The 16,337-nt window shown below is 74.9% G+C and carries 14 protein-coding genes; 1 reads left to right on the plus strand and 13 read right to left on the minus strand.

Annotated features, from left to right (window positions below; all coding sequences use genetic code 11):
• From pgl to tkt, 6 genes are all read right to left on the minus strand, one after another.
• Nucleotides 1-786, minus strand: a complete 786-nt coding sequence (pgl, locus tag ECOMGDLI_RS29140; protein WP_088320340.1) for a 6-phosphogluconolactonase — start codon at nt 784-786, stop codon at nt 1-3.
• Nucleotides 783-1,946: a glucose-6-phosphate dehydrogenase assembly protein OpcA gene (locus ECOMGDLI_RS29145; protein WP_088320341.1), complete on the minus strand. Its 1,164-nt coding sequence runs from the start codon at nt 1,944-1,946 to the stop codon at nt 783-785. Before ECOMGDLI_RS29145 ends, pgl begins: the two co-directional genes overlap by 4 nt.
• Nucleotides 1,943-3,484, minus strand: a complete 1,542-nt coding sequence (zwf, locus tag ECOMGDLI_RS29150; protein WP_088320342.1) for a glucose-6-phosphate dehydrogenase — start codon at nt 3,482-3,484, stop codon at nt 1,943-1,945. Before zwf ends, ECOMGDLI_RS29145 begins: the two co-directional genes overlap by 4 nt.
• Entirely contained in the window at nt 3,481-5,214 is a 1,734-nt protein-coding gene (locus tag ECOMGDLI_RS29155; protein ID WP_233153669.1) for a hypothetical protein, read from the minus strand. The genes zwf and ECOMGDLI_RS29155 overlap by 4 nt, the downstream gene beginning before the upstream one ends.
• Nucleotides 5,211-6,347 carry a transaldolase gene (gene tal, locus ECOMGDLI_RS29160; protein ID WP_088320343.1) on the minus strand — a complete coding sequence of 379 codons (1,137 nt, stop codon included), beginning with the start codon at nt 6,345-6,347 and terminating at the stop codon, nt 5,211-5,213. The genes ECOMGDLI_RS29155 and tal overlap by 4 nt, the downstream gene beginning before the upstream one ends.
• A 67-nt stretch (nt 6,348-6,414) precedes the next feature.
• A complete protein-coding gene (tkt, locus tag ECOMGDLI_RS29165; protein WP_088320344.1) occupies nt 6,415-8,553 on the minus strand; it encodes a transketolase in 2,139 nt (712 codons plus the stop codon).
• Nucleotides 8,554-8,873: 320 nt separating this feature from the next.
• On the opposite strand from tkt, the gene ECOMGDLI_RS29170 reads away from it, so the two are divergent.
• Nucleotides 8,874-9,842: a heme o synthase gene (locus ECOMGDLI_RS29170; protein WP_198955286.1), complete on the plus strand. Its 969-nt coding sequence runs from the start codon at nt 8,874-8,876 to the stop codon at nt 9,840-9,842.
• Nucleotides 9,843-10,085: 243 nt separating this feature from the next.
• Here the strand turns inward: ECOMGDLI_RS29170 and ECOMGDLI_RS29175 are convergent, their stop codons facing one another.
• The 7 genes from ECOMGDLI_RS29175 to ECOMGDLI_RS29205 form a co-directional block, all read right to left on the minus strand.
• Nucleotides 10,086-11,087, minus strand: coding sequence for a heme A synthase (locus ECOMGDLI_RS29175; RefSeq protein ID WP_198955287.1), 1,002 nt, complete (start codon nt 11,085-11,087; stop codon nt 10,086-10,088).
• Nucleotides 11,088-11,205: 118 nt separating this feature from the next.
• On the minus strand, nt 11,206-11,988 hold the full coding sequence (locus tag ECOMGDLI_RS29180; protein ID WP_088320345.1) for an anti-sigma factor: 783 nt from the start codon (nt 11,986-11,988) through the stop codon (nt 11,206-11,208).
• Entirely contained in the window at nt 11,975-12,535 is a 561-nt protein-coding gene (locus ECOMGDLI_RS29185; RefSeq protein WP_088320346.1) for an RNA polymerase sigma factor, read from the minus strand. The genes ECOMGDLI_RS29180 and ECOMGDLI_RS29185 overlap by 14 nt, the downstream gene beginning before the upstream one ends.
• Nucleotides 12,536-12,720: 185 nt before the next feature.
• Nucleotides 12,721-13,416 carry a class F sortase gene (locus ECOMGDLI_RS29190; protein ID WP_088320347.1) on the minus strand — a complete coding sequence of 232 codons (696 nt, stop codon included), beginning with the start codon at nt 13,414-13,416 and terminating at the stop codon, nt 12,721-12,723.
• Nucleotides 13,417-13,522: 106 nt separating this feature from the next.
• Nucleotides 13,523-14,338 carry a DUF4397 domain-containing protein gene (locus ECOMGDLI_RS29195; RefSeq protein ID WP_088320348.1) on the minus strand — a complete coding sequence of 272 codons (816 nt, stop codon included), beginning with the start codon at nt 14,336-14,338 and terminating at the stop codon, nt 13,523-13,525.
• Between the two features lie 121 nt (nt 14,339-14,459).
• Nucleotides 14,460-15,230, minus strand: coding sequence for an ABC transporter permease (locus ECOMGDLI_RS29200; protein WP_088320349.1), 771 nt, complete (start codon nt 15,228-15,230; stop codon nt 14,460-14,462).
• Nucleotides 15,227-16,159: an ABC transporter ATP-binding protein gene (locus ECOMGDLI_RS29205; protein ID WP_088320350.1), complete on the minus strand. Its 933-nt coding sequence runs from the start codon at nt 16,157-16,159 to the stop codon at nt 15,227-15,229. Before ECOMGDLI_RS29205 ends, ECOMGDLI_RS29200 begins: the two co-directional genes overlap by 4 nt.
• Nucleotides 16,160-16,337: the final 178 nt, after the last annotated feature.

Consider the following 16,337-nt stretch of genomic DNA (forward strand, 5'->3'; position numbering starts at 1 on the left):
TCAGGGGCTCGCGATCCGTGCCACCCGGGCCGGCAGCCCGGAGGCCGCGGCCCGGTCGAGCAGCCACAACGTGCGGCGCCGGCCGGTCGCACCGGCGGCCGGGACGGCGAACGGGCCGCCCCCGCCGAGCGCGAGAGACACCGCCCCGGCCTTCTCCGCACCCCCTGCGAGCAGCCAGACGGCCTGCGCCTGCCGGATCGCGGGGGCCGTCAGGGAGACCCGGGTCGGCGGCGGCTTGGGGGCGCCGCGCACGCCGACGACGGTGCGCTCCTCCTCGTAGACCGCGGGGTGCTCGGGGAAGAGCGACGCGACGTGCGCGTCGGGGCCGACTCCGAGCATGAGGATGTCGAACGCCGGGACGCCGCCGCGGTCCTCGGGGCCCGCGGCGGCCGCGAGCTCCTCGGCGTAGCCGCGGGCGGCGGCGTCCACGTCGTCGCCCCAGCGCCCGTCCGACGCGGGCATCGCGTGCACCCGGGCCGGGTCGAGCGGCACGGCGTCGAGCAGCGCCGCCCGGGCCTGGGTCTCGTTGCGGTCCGGGTGCCCGGCCGGCAGGAAGCGCTCGTCGCCCCACCAGACGTCGAGAGCGCGCCAGTCGACGGCGTCCCGCGCGGGGGAGGCCGCCAGCGCCGCGAGGGTCGCGATCCCGACGCCGCCGCCCGTGAGCACGACGTGCGCGTGCCCGCGGGCGGCCTGGACGTCGACGAGCCCCGTGACGAGCCGCGCGGCAGCGGCCTGTGCGAGGAGCTCCGGGGTCGCGTGGACGACGACGCTCGGGGACGACGTCACGCGGGGGCCTTCTTGGCGGGGGCCTTCTTGGCCGGGGCCTTCTTGACCGGTGTCTTCTTGGCCGGGGCCTTCGCCGCCGCCTCGGCCGGAGCCGGGTCGGCGGGCGCCGCCGCGGCGTCGTCCGGCCCGTGGACGGGCGCGACCGGGGGAGTGCCGGGCGTCCGGCGGGCCCCCGAGTGACCACCGGCCGACGTGGCGGCGGGCTGCTTGGCCCCGGCCGAACGGGTCGTGCCGACCGACCCGTTCTTCGCAAGCAGGTCGAGCCCCTTGGTGACGACCTCGCCGAAGATGTCGTCCGGGTCGAGCCGGCGCAGCTCCTCGGCGAGGCAGTCGCGGTCCTGCCGACGGGCCAGCGCGATGCGCCGCTCCGGCTGCCCCGGCTGGGTCAGCGTCGCGACGTTGCCGTCGGGCCGGACGAGCTCGACCGGGCCCGACGCGCGCTCGAGGACGACGCCGACCATGCCGCTGCCGACCGGCGTCCGCACCCGCTTGACCGGGCACTTGAGGTACAGCCCGAGCCAGGCCGCGAGCAGGTCGGTCGAGGCGCTGTCCGGGCCGCCGGACACGACGGCCCGCTGGACGGGCTCGTACGGCGGCTCGTCGAGGGCGGCCGCGAGCAGACCGCGCCACAGGGTGATCCGGCTCCACGCCAGGTCGGTGTCGCCGGGGTGGTGCCGGGCGGCCCGCTGCTGGAGGGCCTTGACCGGGTTCTTGCTCTGGGACGCGTCGGTGATGCGGCGCTGCGCCATCCGGCCGATCGCGTCGTCCGCGGGGACGTCGGGCGTGACGCCCGGCCACCAGGCGACGATCGGGGCGTCCGGCAGGAGGAACGGCACGACGACCGACTCGCCGTGCTCGGCGAGCGGCCCGTAGAGCCGCAGGACGATGACCTCGCTCGCGCCGGCGTCGCCGCCGACCCGGATCTGCGCGTCGAGCCGGTTCACGCCGCGCTTGTTGCCGCGGACGATCGCGATGACACGGCACGGGTGCTCCCGGCTCGCGTCGTTGGCGGCCCGGATCGCCTCCTCGGCCGGTCCGTCGTCCGTGACGATGAGCAGGGTCATGACCCGGCCCAGCGCGACCGCGCCACCGGCGTCCCGCAGGTCGACGATCTTCTTGGCGACGGCCCCCGTCGTCGTGTCGGGCAGGTCGACGATCACGGACGCCTCCAGCTACGGCCGTCGCGGGCCATCATCTCGTCGGCCGACGCGGGCCCCCACGTGCCGGACGTGTACGGGTCGGGGCGTCCCTTGGACGCCCAGAACTCGGTGATCGGGTCGAGGATCTTCCAGGAGAGCTCGACCTCCTCGTGCCGCGGGAACAGCGGCGGGTCCCCGAGCAGGACGTCGAGGATGAGGCGCTCGTACGCCTCCGGGCTGGACTCGGTGAACGAGTGGCCGTACCCGAAGTCCATCGTGACGTCGCGGACCTCCATCTGGGTGCCGGGCACCTTGGAGCCGAACCGGATCGTCACGCCCTCGTCCGGCTGGACCCGGATGACGATGGCGTTCTTGCCGAGCTCCTCGGTCGCCGTCCGCTCGAACGGCAGGTGCGGCGCCCGCTTGAAGACGACGGCGATCTCGGTGACCCGTCGGCCGAGGCGCTTGCCGGTCCGCAGGTAGAACGGGACGCCGGCCCAGCGCCGGGTGTCGATGTCGAGCCGGACGGCGGCGAACGTCTCGGTCGTCGACGTCGGGGACATGCCCTCCTCGTCGAGGTACCCGATCACGGGCTGGCCGCCCTGCCAGCCCTTGGCGTACTGGCCGCGGGCGGTGTGCTTGCCGAGGTCGCGGGGCAGCCGGACGGCGGACAGCACCTTCTCCTTCTCGGCGCGCAGGTCGTGCGCGTCGAAGGAGACCGGCTCCTCCATCGCGGTGAGCGCGAGGAGCTGGAGCAGGTGGTTCTGGATGACGTCGCGGGCGGCGCCGATGCCGTCGTAGTAGCCGGCCCGGCCGGCCACACCGATGTCCTCGGCCATGGTGATCTGCACGTGGTCGACGTAGTTCGCGTTCCACACCGGCTCGAACATCTGGTTCGCGAACCGCAGCGCGAGGAGGTTCTGGACCGTCTCCTTGCCGAGGTAGTGGTCGATCCGGAAGACCGAGTCCGCCGGGAACACCGACTCGACGACGTCGTTGAGCTCGCGGGCCGACTTGAGGTTGTGCCCGAACGGCTTCTCGATGACGACCCGGCGCCACTGCTCGCCGTCCTGCGCCGACAGGCCCGACCGGGCGAGCTGCTTGGTGACGACCGGGAAGAACTTCGGCGGGATCGACAGGTAGAACGCGTGGTTGCCGCCCGTGCCGCGCACCCGGTCGAGGTCGGCGACCGTGTGCGCGAGCTGGTCGAACGCGTCGTCGTCGCCGAAGTCGCCCGGCACGAACCGGAAGCCCTCCGCGAGCTGGCGCCAGACCGACTCGCGGAACGGCGTCCGGGCGTGCTGCCGGACCGCCTCGTAGACGACCTGGCCGAAGTCCTGGTCGGCCCAGTCGCGGCGGGCGAACCCGGTGAGCGCGAAGCCCGGCGGGAGCAGCCCGCGCTGCGACAGGTCGTACACGGCCGGCATGAGCTTCTTGCGCGCGAGGTCGCCGGTGACGCCGAAGATGACCAGCCCGCACGGCCCCGCGATCCGCTGGAGACGCTTGTCCCGGTCGTCGCGGAGCGGGTTGGCCCCCTTCGCGATGCGGGCCGGGCTCACGCCGTCGCTCCGTCGGCAGCGCCGAGCACCGAGAGCACCTGCCGCAGGCCGGCCGCGCGGTCGGTGAGGTGCAGCCGCAGCACGGGCCGGCCGTGGTCGGCGAGCACCTGGGCGTCGCCGGCGGCCTGGGCGGCGATGAGCTGCCCGAACGTGAACGGCCGCTCCGCGATCGCGAGGTCCTCGACGCCGGCGGCGGGCTCGGCGGTCACCTGGAGGTAGACGCCGACCGCCGGGCCGCCCTTGTGGAACTGACCGGTCGAGTGCAGGAACCGCGGTGCCCAGCCGAAGGTGACGGGCCGCCCGGTGCGGGCGGCGAGCGACTCGCGGACCCCGGCGAGCGCGGTGTCGTGCTCCCGGTCGAGGTAGGCCATGACGGCGACGTAGCCGTCCGGGCCGAGCGCGCCGAGCAGGGCGTCCACGGCGCCGGTGAGGTCCTTCGCGTCGCCGAGCAGCCCGTCGGTCGCCCGGACCTCGACCGCGCCGTCGACGAGGTCGGGGGCGGCCGGCTCCGGGCGGGCGTCGAGCAGGCCGCGGGCGGCCGTCTTAGCGCTCTCGACGTCCGGCTGGTCGAACGGGTTGATCCCGAGGATCCGCCCCGCCACGGACGTGGCGTACTCCCACAGGAGCATCTGCGCGCCGAGCGGGCCGGCGACGGTGACACCGGTCGCGACCCGGGCCGCGGGCTCGGACGGCGCGCCCTCGGCGTCGCGCTCGACCGGGTCGGTCTCGTCGCGGCCGGAGACGAGCCGGACGACGAGGACGTCGCCCGCACCGCCGGTCACCTCGGGGGAGTCCGGGCCGCCGACGACGACCGGGAGCAGACCGGTGCCCTCCTTGCCGGTGGACTCGGCGACGAGCTGCTCGACCCAGTCCGGGAAGCCGACGATGCCGGAGCCCTCGTCGACGAAGACGACCTTGTCCCGCAGCGGGACCGTGCCGCCGAGGGCGGCGCCGAGCACGAGCGCCGGGTTGCCGTCGGAGTCGTCGGCGAGCAGGTCGACGACCTCGCCCGCCTGGTCGAGCAGCGCGCCGGTGTCGACGCCGGCGAGGCCGGACGGCACGAGGCCGAACGCCGTGAGCGCGGAGAACCGGCCCCCGACGGTCGGGTCGGCCTGGAACACCGCGCGGTAGCCGGCGGCGAGCGAGGCCTGCTCGAGCGGGGAGCCCGGGTCGGTGACGACGACGATCCGGCGCTTCGCGTCGATGCCGGCGGCCGTGAAGGCCGACTCGAACGCGCGGCGCTGGCTGTCGGTCTCGACCGTGGACCCGGACTTGCTCGACACGACGACCACCGTGCGGTCGAGCTCGACGAGCGCCGCCCGGACCTGGCCGGGGTCGGTGCCGTCGAGGACGACGAGCGGGACGCCCGCCGTCCGCGTGATGACCTCGGGCGCGAGCGAGGAGCCGCCCATGCCGCACAGGACGACGCGGTCCACGCCCTCGGCGGCGAGCTCGGCGCGCAGCGCCTCGACCTTCGCGACGACGGGCCGCGACGCGGCCTCGACGTCGACCCAGCCGAGCCGCTTGGACGCCTCGTCGACGGCCGCCTGCCCCCAGAGGGAACCGTCCTTGCCGGCGATGCCGCTCGCGACACCGTCCGCGACGAGGGTCGGCACATGGGTGGCGACAGCGACCGCGGCGTCCCCGCCGGCGGTCACCTCGAGGACGGAACCGGCCTCGTCACCGACCCAGGCGACGAGCCACTGCGGGTGCGTGGGGCCGGTGGTCACCGGTGCGCCTCCTCGTCGGAGTCGGCCGCCGAGACGCGGGCGAGCTCGTCGGACACGGTGCCGAGCAGCTCGGCCCAGCTCTTCTCGAACTTGTCGACGCCCTCGCGCTCGAGCTGGTCCGTGACGTCGGCGTAGGAGACGCCGATCGCCTCGAGCCGGTCGAGCACCTGGGCGGCCTCGGCGTAGCCGCCGCGGACGGTGTCGCCCGTGATCTCGCCGTGGTCGGCGGTCGCCTCGAGCGTCGCGCCCGGCATCGTGTTGACGGTGCCCGGGGCGACGAGCCCGGTGACGTACATCGTGTCCGGCAGCGACGGGTCCTTGACGCCGGTCGAGGCCCACAGCGGACGCTGCGGCTTCGCACCCGCGTCCGCGAGCACCTGCCAGCGCGACGTCGAGAACACCTCCTCGTACGCCTGGTAGGCAAGCCGGGCGTTCGCCAGGCCGGCCTTGCTCCGCAGCGCCGTCGCCTCGTCGGTGCCGATCGCGGCGAGCCGCTTGTCGATCTCGGTGTCGACGCGCGAGACGAAGAACGAGGCGACCGATGCGATCGTCGACAGGTCGAGACCGGCGTCCTTGGCCCCCTCGAGGCCGGCGAGGAACGCGTTCATCACCGCGCGGTAGCGGTCGAGGGAGAAGATCAGCGTGACGTTGACGCTGATCCCCTCGGAGAGCACCGTCGTGATGGCCGGCAGGCCCTCGACGGTCGCCGGGATCTTGATGAGGGCGTTCGGCCGGTCCACCGTGGCCCAGAGCCGGCGGGCCGCCTCGACGGTCCCCGCGGTGTCCTTCGCGAGCCGCGGGTCGACCTCGATGGAGACCCGGCCGTCGAGGCCGCCCGTCGCGTCGAAGACGGGGCGGAAGACGTCGCACGCGCTGCGGACGTCGTCCGTCGTGATCTCGAAGACCGTCTCGTCGACGGTCGCGCTGCGGCCCGCGAGCGCGAGCACCTGGTCGGTGTACCGGTCGCCCTTGGCGAGGGCGCTGGCGAAGATCGTCGGGTTCGTCGTGACCCCGACGACGTGCCGCTGCTCGATGAGACCGGCGAGGTCGCCGGTCTCGAGGAGCTCGCGGGACAGGTCGTCGAGCCAGACGGAGACGCCCTCCGCGGAGAGCCGTGCGAGTGCGTCGCTCATGGTTCCTCCTGGTGTGGAACGGATACGGGGGCCCGGGCGCCGACGGCGCCCGGGCCGGGGAGCCGTGTCAGCCGGCGGCCGCGATGCTCTCGCGCGCGGCGGCGACGACGTGCTCGGCGGTGAGGCCGAACTCCTCGTAGAGCTTCTGGTACGGCGCGGACGCGCCGAAGTGCTCGATGGAGACGATGCGCCCGGCGTCGCCGACGACCTCGCGCCAGCCCTGGGCGATGCCCGCCTCGACGCTGACGCGGGCCTTCACCGACGGGGGGAACACCGAGTCGCGGTAGCTCTGTTCCTGCGCGTCGAACCACTCGCGGCACGGCATCGACACGACCCGGGCCGGGACGCCGTCCGCCTCGAGGACCTCGGCCGCGGCGACCGCGATCTGGACCTCGGAGCCGGTCCCGACGAGGACGACCGCCGGCGTGCCGCCGGACGCCTCCTTGAGCACGTACGCGCCCTTCGCCGTCCCGTCGGCGGGGGCGAAGCCGCCCTCGGGGGACCGGTCGTAGGTCGGCAGGTTCTGCCGCGACAGCGCGAGGCCGGCGGGGCGGTCGGTGTGGCCGAGGATGGTGCGCCACGCCCAGGCGGTCTCGTTCGCGTCGGCCGGCCGGACGACGTCCAGGCCGGGGATGGCGCGCAGCGCGGCGAGGTGCTCGATCGGCTGGTGGGTCGGGCCGTCCTCGCCGAGGCCGATCGAGTCGTGCGTCCACACGTACGTGACGGGCAGCTTCATGAGCGCCGCCAGCCGCACGGCCGGACGCATGTAGTCGCTGAACACGAGGAACGTGCCGCCGAACACCCGCAGGCCGCCGTGCAGCGCGATGCCGTTCATGATCGAGCCCATCGCGTGCTCGCGGATCCCGAAGTGCAGGATGCGGCCGTACGGGCTGCCCTGGCCCCAGGCCTGGGTCGTGTACTGCGACGGGAGGAACGAGGACTCGCCCTCGAGCGCGGTGTTGTTGCTCTCGGCGAGGTCGGCGGACCCGCCCCACAGCTCCGGGATCGCGTCCTTGACCGCGTTGAGGACGACGCCCGACGCCTTGCGGGTCGCGACGTCCTTGCCGGCCTCGAAGGTCGGCAGCGTCGCCTCCCAGCCGGCGGGCAGGGTCCGGGTCGTGAGCCGCTCGTGGATCGCGGCACCCTCGGGGTTGGCGGCCTTCCAGGCCTCGAACCGCTTCTCCCAGGCCTCCCGCGCGGCGCGGCCGCGGTCGATCACCGAGCGCGTGTGCGTGAGGACGTCGGCGTCGACCTGGAACTTCTGCTCCGGGTCCAGGCCCATGACCCGCTTGGTCTCGTCGATCTCCTTGTCGCCCAGCGCGGAGCCGTGCGACTTCCCGGTGTTCATGAGGTTCGGCGCCGGGTAGGCGATGACCGTGCGGAGGATGACGAGCGAGGGCTTGTCCGTGACGGCCTGCGCGGCGCGCAGGGCGGCGTAGAGCTCGGGGACGTCCTCGGTGTACGTGCCGTCCTTGCCGGACTGCGTGCCCTTGCCACGGGTCCAGTCGACGGTCTGGACGTGCCAGCCGTAGGCCTCGTAGCGCTTGCCGGTGTCCTCGCTCAGCGCGACCGCGGTGTCGTCCTCGATGGAGATGTGGTTCGCGTCGTACACGACGACGAGGTTGCCGAGCTGCTGGTGGCCGGCGAGCGAGGAGGCCTCGCTCGTCACGCCCTCCTCGATGTCGCCGTCCGACGCGAGGACCCAGACGGTGTGGTCGAAGACCGACTCGCCCTGCGCCGCGTCCGCGTCGAGCAGGCCGCGCTCCCGACGGGCGGACATGGCCATCCCGACGGCGCTGGCCAGACCCTGCCCGAGCGGGCCGGTCGTGATCTCGACGCCCGCGGTGTGCTCGACCTCGGGGTGGCCCGGGGTGAGCGAGCCCCACGTCCGCAGCGCCTTGAGGTCGTCGAGCTCGAGCCCGTAGCCCGACAGGTACAGCTGGATGTACTGGGTGAGGCTGGAGTGGCCGCACGAGAGGACGAACCGGTCGCGACCCGGCCAGTGCGGGTGCGTCGGGTCGAGCGTCATGAGCTTCTGGTAGAGCAGGTAGGCGACCGGCGCCAGGCTCATCGCGGTGCCGGGGTGGCCGCTGCCGGCCTTCTGCACCGCGTCCATGGCCAGGCCGCGGACCGTGTCGACGGCGCGGCGGTCGAGCTCGCTCCAGTCGAGGTCGGCGGCGGGTGCGGTGGTGGTGGTGTCGCTCACGGGGAAACCCGGGTCCTCTCGTCGGCGGTGCCGACGGCTCCCTCGCCGTCGGGGCCCGCGTCTACGGCGCTTCGGTGGTGCGTGCAGGTGGACGCCTTCGCAGTCCTCTCCGGGCGTCGCGGGGAGCTGTGCGTGCAGGGAGAAGATCTCGTCGCCGAGCCTATAGCGCAGGCAGGGGCCGGGCCCTTCCGCACGTCCCGCCGCGCCGTGGGGCTCCTGCGCGTCGTCCGGCCGCGGGTGTGAGATGGCGCGCCCGGTGGGTGGGAGCGGCCGGTGCGCGCGTAGAGTGTGCGTGTTCTGCCGTCAGCTCAGAGGACGCCGTGACCACCGTCGACCCCAGCCCGCCCGCCGTCGTGCGGTCCGCGTCGGCGTTGCCGGCCTCCGCGATCCTCGTCCCCCCGCGCCGCTCGGTATTGCGCTCGGTCCGGGCCTACGTCGCGCTGACGAAGCCGCGGATCATCGAGCTGCTGCTCGTCACGACCGTGCCGACGATGATCCTCGCCGCCGGCGGCTTCCCGTCGGTGTCGCTCATCCTGCTGACGCTCGTCGGCGGCACCCTCGCGGCGGGCAGCGCCAACGCGCTGAACATGTACCTCGACCGCGACATCGACACCCTCATGCACCGGACCGAGCGGCGCCCGCTCGTCACGGGTGAGGTGAGCCCGCGCGGGGCCGTCGTCTTCGGCGTCGCCCTCGGCGCGGTGTCGGTCGCCCAGCTCGCGCTCACGGTGAACGTGCTGTCCGCCGTCCTCGCGCTGGCGGCGATCCTCTTCTACGTCTTCGTCTACACGCTCGTGCTCAAGCGCCGCACCCCGCAGAACATCGTCTGGGGCGGCGCCGCCGGCTGCATGCCGGTGCTCATCGGCTGGGCCGCCGTCCGCGACAGCCTCGACTGGGCCCCGGTCATCCTCTTCGGCGTCATCTTCCTCTGGACGCCCCCGCACTACTGGCCCCTGTCGATGCGCTACCGCGACGACTACGCGGCCGCGCGGGTGCCGATGCTCGGTGTCGTCGCGTCGCCCGTCGAGGTCGCGCGGCAGTGCGTCCGCTACACGTGGGCGATGATCGCCTGCTCGCTGCTGCTCGTCCCCGTCGCGCCGACCGGTCCGGTCTACGCCGTCGGCGCCGTGCTGCTCGGCGCGGTCTTCCTCACCGAGACCTACAAGCTGCTCGGCCGCGCCAAGGCCGGCGTCGCGCAGATCCAGCCGATGCGGGTCTTCCACTGGTCGATCACGTACCTGACGCTGCTCTTCGTGCTCGTCGCCGTGGACCCCTTCGTCCGCTTCTGAGCCCGCTCGGGCCCGCCGTCCGCGCCCGGTCCGTCGACCGTCGACCCGCGCGACGCCGCGACCGGTCCACGCCCCGAGACGGGCGTACCGCAGGACGCACCAACGCCGTCGCAGCCCGGCGTGTCGTGCCTGGGAGCGCTCTTGTGACGTCCGGCGGTACGGCAGGTCCACACGGTGGACGGCGCGCAGGCGGGGAGGTGACCGACCGGGCCGACGTGCGGCGCACCGGCGGTGCCGGGTGCCTTACCCGACGGAGGACGACGCCCGCACCGCATCGGGCCGGCTGAGCCCGGTCACCGCGGCGACCGACGCGGTCACGGCGACGACGAGCAGCGCGGAGCCGAGCATGTGGAGCGAGACGAGCGTGACGGGCAGCCCGGTGAAGTACTGCACGTAGCCGATCGTGCCCTGGAGCAGCGTCACGGCGAGCAGCCAGGCAGCGCGGCGGTGGGCGGCCGGGGTGGCGCCGACGAGGCGCATCGCGAGCATGAGGGCGACGACGAGGCCGACGAAGAGCCACACGGCGTCCGCGTGCAGCCAGCTCACGGTGCGCGGGTCGAAGCCGAACCGGTTCGGCGTCTCGGCGTCGCCGGAGTGCGGGCCGGAGCCGGTGACGACGGTGCCGAGGACGAGCACGACGCCGCAGACCACCGCGACCGCCCAGGCGATCCAGTGCACCTCGCAGCGCTCGACACGCTCGGTCGGGTGCAGGACGACGAGCAGCAGCACCGTGGACGCCGCGATGAGCACCGCGGAGAGCAGGTAGTGCGCGGCGACCGTCTGCGGGGACAGCCCGGCGAGGACCGTGATCCCGCCGAGGACGGCCTGCGCGACGACGCCGAGGAACGGGACGGCGGCCAGCAGGAGCAGCCCGCCCTCACGGGCGCCGCCGGCCGCGCGCCGGCGCCGCACGTCGGCGAGGACGACGGCGAACGCCGCGAGCGCCGCGATGCCGATGACACCGGTCAGCGTCCGGTTGCCGAACTCGATGTACTTGTGGATGCCCTCGGGCTGCTCGACGACCGGTGTGTACGAGCCCGGCACGCACTGCGGCCACGTCGGGCAGCCGAGCCCTGAGCCGGTCAGCCGGACGAGCCCGCCGGTGAGGACGATGCCCACCTGCATGACGAGGTTGGCGAGGAGGGCCGGGCGCATCGCGCGGTCCACCCACGTGCGACGGGCGGTGACGCCGGCAGCGCCGTCCGGGACCGTGACCGAGGGTGTCGCGTCGGAGGTCGTGCTCACGTCCACCACCCTAGGCGGCGGGTTCCGGCGCCCGCGCGCCGGAGGTCCCGACCTAGGTCCCGGGCCGGGTGGAGGATGGCCGGTCCCCTCGCGGGCGCGCCCGTGCCGGTCACGGACGTCAGCCCGGGATGGTGCCGCGCAGCAGGCTCTTGCCCGAGTGCACGGGGTCGCCGTCGAGCGGCTCGGCCGAGATGTCGACGACCGGGTACTGCCCGAGGTCGAGGCCGTCGGGGATCGTGAAGCGGCCGGTGCTGCCGGTGAGGACCCCGATCGGCACCATCTTCTTCACCGAGGCGTCGATGAGCCACACCTCGTAGAACCCGTCGGTGCTGGCGAGCTGCGAGACGTCGACCTCGAGGACGCGGCTGCCGTCCGCCTGGACGACGACGGCGCGGCCGCTGGCGGCGGGGTCCACCGGCAGCGGGTCGAGCGCGGCCTGGGCCACGATGATCGGCGTCGGCTGCGGGTCGGCGCGGTCGAGGAGCTGCGTCACCACCGAGCCGGCCGCACCGCCGATGACGAGAGCGGACGCCGCGACGGCGAGCATCGGCCAGCGGCGGCCACGGGTCGACCGGGGGCGCATCGGCAGGACGGGTGCGTCGGCGGACGCCGGGACGGGCACCGGACCGTGCACCGGCGGCGGCGCGGAGGGCGGCAGCGCGTCACCGCTGCGCGGACGCACCCCGACGCCGGTCGCGGCCGCGATGCCGTCCCAGACGTGCGCCGGCGGCGGCACGACGGCGGCGGGGGAGCGGTCGCCGCGGCCGGCGGCCACGGCGCGGCCGAAGGACTCGACCTCGGCGCGGCACTGCGCGCACCCGCTCAGGTGCGCGGCGTCGGCCGGGGACGGGGTCTCGCCGAGCGCCACGAGGGCGAGGGCGTCGTCGTCACAGTGCTGCACCGTCCACCTCCAGCCGGTCGCGCAGCCGCACCAGGGTGCGGCGGATGTGGCTCTTGACCGTCCCGAGCGGAAGTCCCGTCCGGGCGGCGATCTGGTCGTGCGTCATGTCATGGAAGAACGCCAGCTCGATGATGCCTCGTTGCGGCTGCCCGAGCTTCGACAGCTCGCCCATGAGGACGACGCGGTCCTCGGCGGTGCGGTCGACGGTCGCCGTCGGGGTCACGTCGTGGAGGGCCTCGGCGGCGTCCCGGACCCGGGCCTCGCGCGCCCGGCGGGCGTGCGCGTCGGCGATCCGGTGCCGGGTGATCCCGACGAGCCAGGCGGGCAGCGGGCCGCTGTCCGGGCGGTAGCCGGCGCGTCCCGTCCAGGCCGAGACGAACACCTGCTGGGTGACGTCCTCGGCGTCGGGGCCGTTGCCCAGGGCCCGGCAGGCGAGCCCGTGGACGAGCCCGGCCCAGCGCTCGTACGCGAGGGCCAGGGCACGCTCCTCGCCGTGCGCGAAGAGCTTGCCGACCTCCTCGTCGGACGGACCTGCGTCGTCGCTCATGAGCGCCGGGACCTCGCGGGTTGGGGGACGTCTGTCGAGGACCACGCTAGCCCGGCCGACGCGGTGCAGGGGAACCTGAGCCGTCACCTCGATCACGGTAGGGGAGGGACCGCGCAGCCACACCTCGACGGCCGGGTCGGAACCGGCCGGGGAACGCGTCAGGGTGTCGCCGGGGCCGCGGTGGCTCATGCCGCGCCCCCGACGGGTTCGGCGACGACGACGAGGTTGTCGCGGTAGCTGGAGAGCTCCGGGACGAACGGGCCGCCGCAGGTGATGAGGACCAGGCGCGGGGCGCCGTCCCGGGCGAAGAGCCGCTCGGTCGGGAGCCGCTTCTTGACGAGCGTCTCCTTGCCGACGACCTCGTACCGGACGGTCCGGCCGTCCGCGAGCCGGACGTCGACCCGGTCGCCGACGCCGACCTCGCGCAGGCGGAACAGCGCGCCCGGACCCTGCGCCTTGGAGTCGACGTGGCCCGCGACGACCGCGGCACCGGCGTCGGATCCGGGCGGCGGCCCGTACCGGTACCAGCCGACCCGGTCGACCGAGCGCGGGATGACCATCGAGCCGTCCTTCTCGACCCCCACCGGGTCGACGGCCGCGCGGACGTCGATGCCGGGGATGGAGATCGAGACCGGGTTCGTCGTCGGCCGCGACCCGTCGGCCGGGGTCGCCGGCCGGGCCGTGACCTGCGGGACCGCGGGCCGCGCCGACGACGCGGAGGGCGACGCCGGGGCGGACGGCGAGGAGGCGGACGGCGACGGGGCACCCACGGAGGTCACCGCGACGCCCTCGGCGGACGAGGGGCGGGTGAGCCACCAGCCCAGCGGCGCGGCGACCGCGAGGACGAGGCACGCGGCGACGAGCATCCACCAGCGACGCATGACGACGGCTCCTCGGATTCGTGGACGGAGGGTGGTTCGGGCAGGGGCCCGCCCCGTCGTCCCCCGCGGCAGGCAGGGGACGACGGGGCGGGGTGGTGCGGAGCGGTCAGCCGCGACGGGTCGCGAGGACCGCGCGGCGGCCGGCGAACGCCGCACCGGCGAGCGCGACCACGGTCACCGCGACGAGGGGCATCGGGAGACCGTCCTCGAGCAGGCCACCGGTACCGGACGGGACGCCGCCCGGAGCCGAGTGCAGGCCGCTGATCGTCTGCACGGCGAGGTCGAGGTTGTCGTCCTCGGCCGAGCCCCACGCGTAGACGATCGTGTTCGTGCCTTCCTTGAGGTCGAGGTCGGCCGGGCCGATCGCGACCGTGTCGGTGCCGGCGAGGACGACGTCCGCGCTCACCTTGGCGGCGGGGATGTCGGCCTTGGCCTCCTTCGGGTTCTCGAGGCCCTCGAAGACCGGCGTGCCACCGGCGCGGACGTCGACGGCCGGGGCCGCCGCCGTGTGGCGCACCGTGAGGCGGGTCTCGCCCGGCTTGATCCGGCTGGTGTCGTTGACGAACGGCGTGAGGACCGGGGTCCCGTCGGCCGACAGGTGCGCGACGACGGTGATGTTCGCGCCGCTCGGAACGGCGACGTCGTCGGCCTTGATGGCCGGCGTGCCGTCGGGGCCCTCGCCCGCGGGGAAGACCGCGAGGTCGTAGGTGCCCTCGGGCAGCTTCACCGGGTCGGTCAGGGTGCCGGGCTTGAAGTCGGTGAGGAGCTTGTCACCGTTGGCGTAGACGTCGACCGTGAGACCGGGGACGCCGTGCAGGACCGAGACGTCGGACGTGCCGGCCGCGCTCGAGGGGGCGGCGGCCGCGAGGCCGAGCCCGAGGGCCACCGCACCGGTGGCGGCGAGGACGCGCAGGGGGCGCATTGAGGAGCTCCTGTCGTGGGTGGGTAGAGCCTTCAGACCCCACTTCGCCCCGACCCCTGCACCCGGATGCACCTGAGGCGGAAGAGTTTTCCGCCGCCTCCCGCGGGCTCCACGACGAGCGTCAGTCCCAGCGGAAGAACCGTGCGGCGAGCACGCCGGCGACCGCGCCCCAGACCACGAGGACGGCTGCCGCACGGACGTCGAGCGCGCCGTCGACGAGAGCGGCCCGCAGCCCGTCCCCGAGCGCGCCCGAGGGCAGCAGCCCCGCGACGTCCCCCCAGCCGCCCATCCGCTCCGGCGGGACGACGACCCCTCCGGCGGCGAGGAGCAGGACCCACACGAGGTTGGCGGCGGCGAGCACGCCCTCGGCGCGCAGCGTCCCGGCGAGGAGCAGCCCCAGCGCCGTGAACGCGGCCGTGCCGAGGGCGAGGACGAGCATCGCGGCCGGCAGCCCGGCCGCGGCCGGCCGCCAGCCGAGCGCGAGCGCGATCCCGCCGAGCACCGCCACCTGGACCGTCTCGACGACGGCGACCGCGAGCACCCGGCCGGCGAGCAGGCCGCCGCGGCCGAGCGGCGTCGTCCCGAGCAGCCGCAGCACCCCGTACCGGCGGTCGAAGCCGGTGCCGATGGCCTGCCCGGTGAAGGCCGTCGACATGACGGCGAGCGCGAGGACGCCGGCCGTCGCGACGTCGACCCGCCGTCCCGGTCCGAGGTCGAGGACGTCCGTGAGGCAGAGCCCGACGAGGGCGAGCGCCGGCAGCACGAGCGTGAGGAGGAGCTGCTCGCCGTTGCGGAGCAGGACCGTCGCGTCGAACCGCGCCTGGGCGAGCACCCGGCGCAGCGGCGGCGCGGGCGCGGGGGCCGGCGCGGCGCCGGGAACGGTGGCGGTCATCGCAGGTCCCTGCCGGTGAGGTCGAGGAAGAGGTCCTCGAGGGTCGGGCGGCCGAGGCTGAGCCCGTCGGGCATGACGCCGAGCCCGGCGCACCAGGCGGTCACCGTCGCCACCGCCTGCGGCCCGAGCGGCGCGTCCGGGCCGCCGCTCACGACGTACTGGCCCGGGGAGACCTCCTGGACGCTGATCCCCGCCGTGAGCGCCGCGCCGAGCTGTCCGACGTCGAGGCCGGGCGGGCCGCCGAACCGCAGCGACTCGCCGTGGCCGGAGAGCAGCGCGGCGGGGGAGCCGTCGGCGACGACCCGGCCGTGGTCGACGACGACGACGCGGTCGGCGAGCCGCTCGGCCTCGTCCATGAGGTGGGTCGTGAGGACGACGGCGGCACCGTCCGTGCGCAGCTGCGCCACGACGTCCCAGACCGCGAGCCGGGCCTGCGGGTCGAGGCCGGCGGTGGGCTCGTCGAGGAACACGACCTCGGGCCGGCCGACGACGGCGACGGCGAGCGCGAGCCGCTGCCGCAGGCCCCCGGAGAGCCGGCGGACGTTGGTCCGGGCGTGCGCCGTGAGCCCGAGCCGGTCGAGCAGGTCGGTGACCGGCAGCGGGCGGGCGTGCAGCGCCGCGACGTGCCGCAGCACCTCGCCGGCCCGGGCGCCCGTCGGCAGGCCGCCGTCCTGGAGCATCACCCCGACCCGGGCCCGCAGCGCGGCGTCGGCCCGCCAGGGGTCGCGGCCGAGCACCCGCACCGTGCCGCCGTCCGGGTGCCGCAGGCCCTCGCAGCACTCGACCGTCGTCGTCTTGCCGGCGCCGTTCGGGCCGAGGACCGCCGTCACCTCGCCGGACCGGGCCGCGAAGGACAGGCCGTCGACGACCGGGCGGCCGCCGTAGGACTTGCGCAGGCCGTCGACGGCGAGCGCGGGGGCGTCGGTCACCCCCGAAGGGTAGGAGCCGGGTGGTCGAGTTGAGGCCCCGGGGTATTAACGACACAATGAAGTGGTGTAATTGAGCCGGTGCCCGTGAAAGGCCCCGACGAGGCCGCCCCCGCGCTCGCCGTCGACGGCCTGCGCAAGTCCTACGGCGGCCGCCCGGTCGTCGACGGCCTGTCCTTCG

The sequence above is a fragment of the Kineosporia sp. R_H_3 genome (assembly GCF_002198675.1).
Taxonomy (GTDB): Bacteria; Actinomycetota; Actinomycetes; order Actinomycetales; family Kineosporiaceae; genus R-H-3.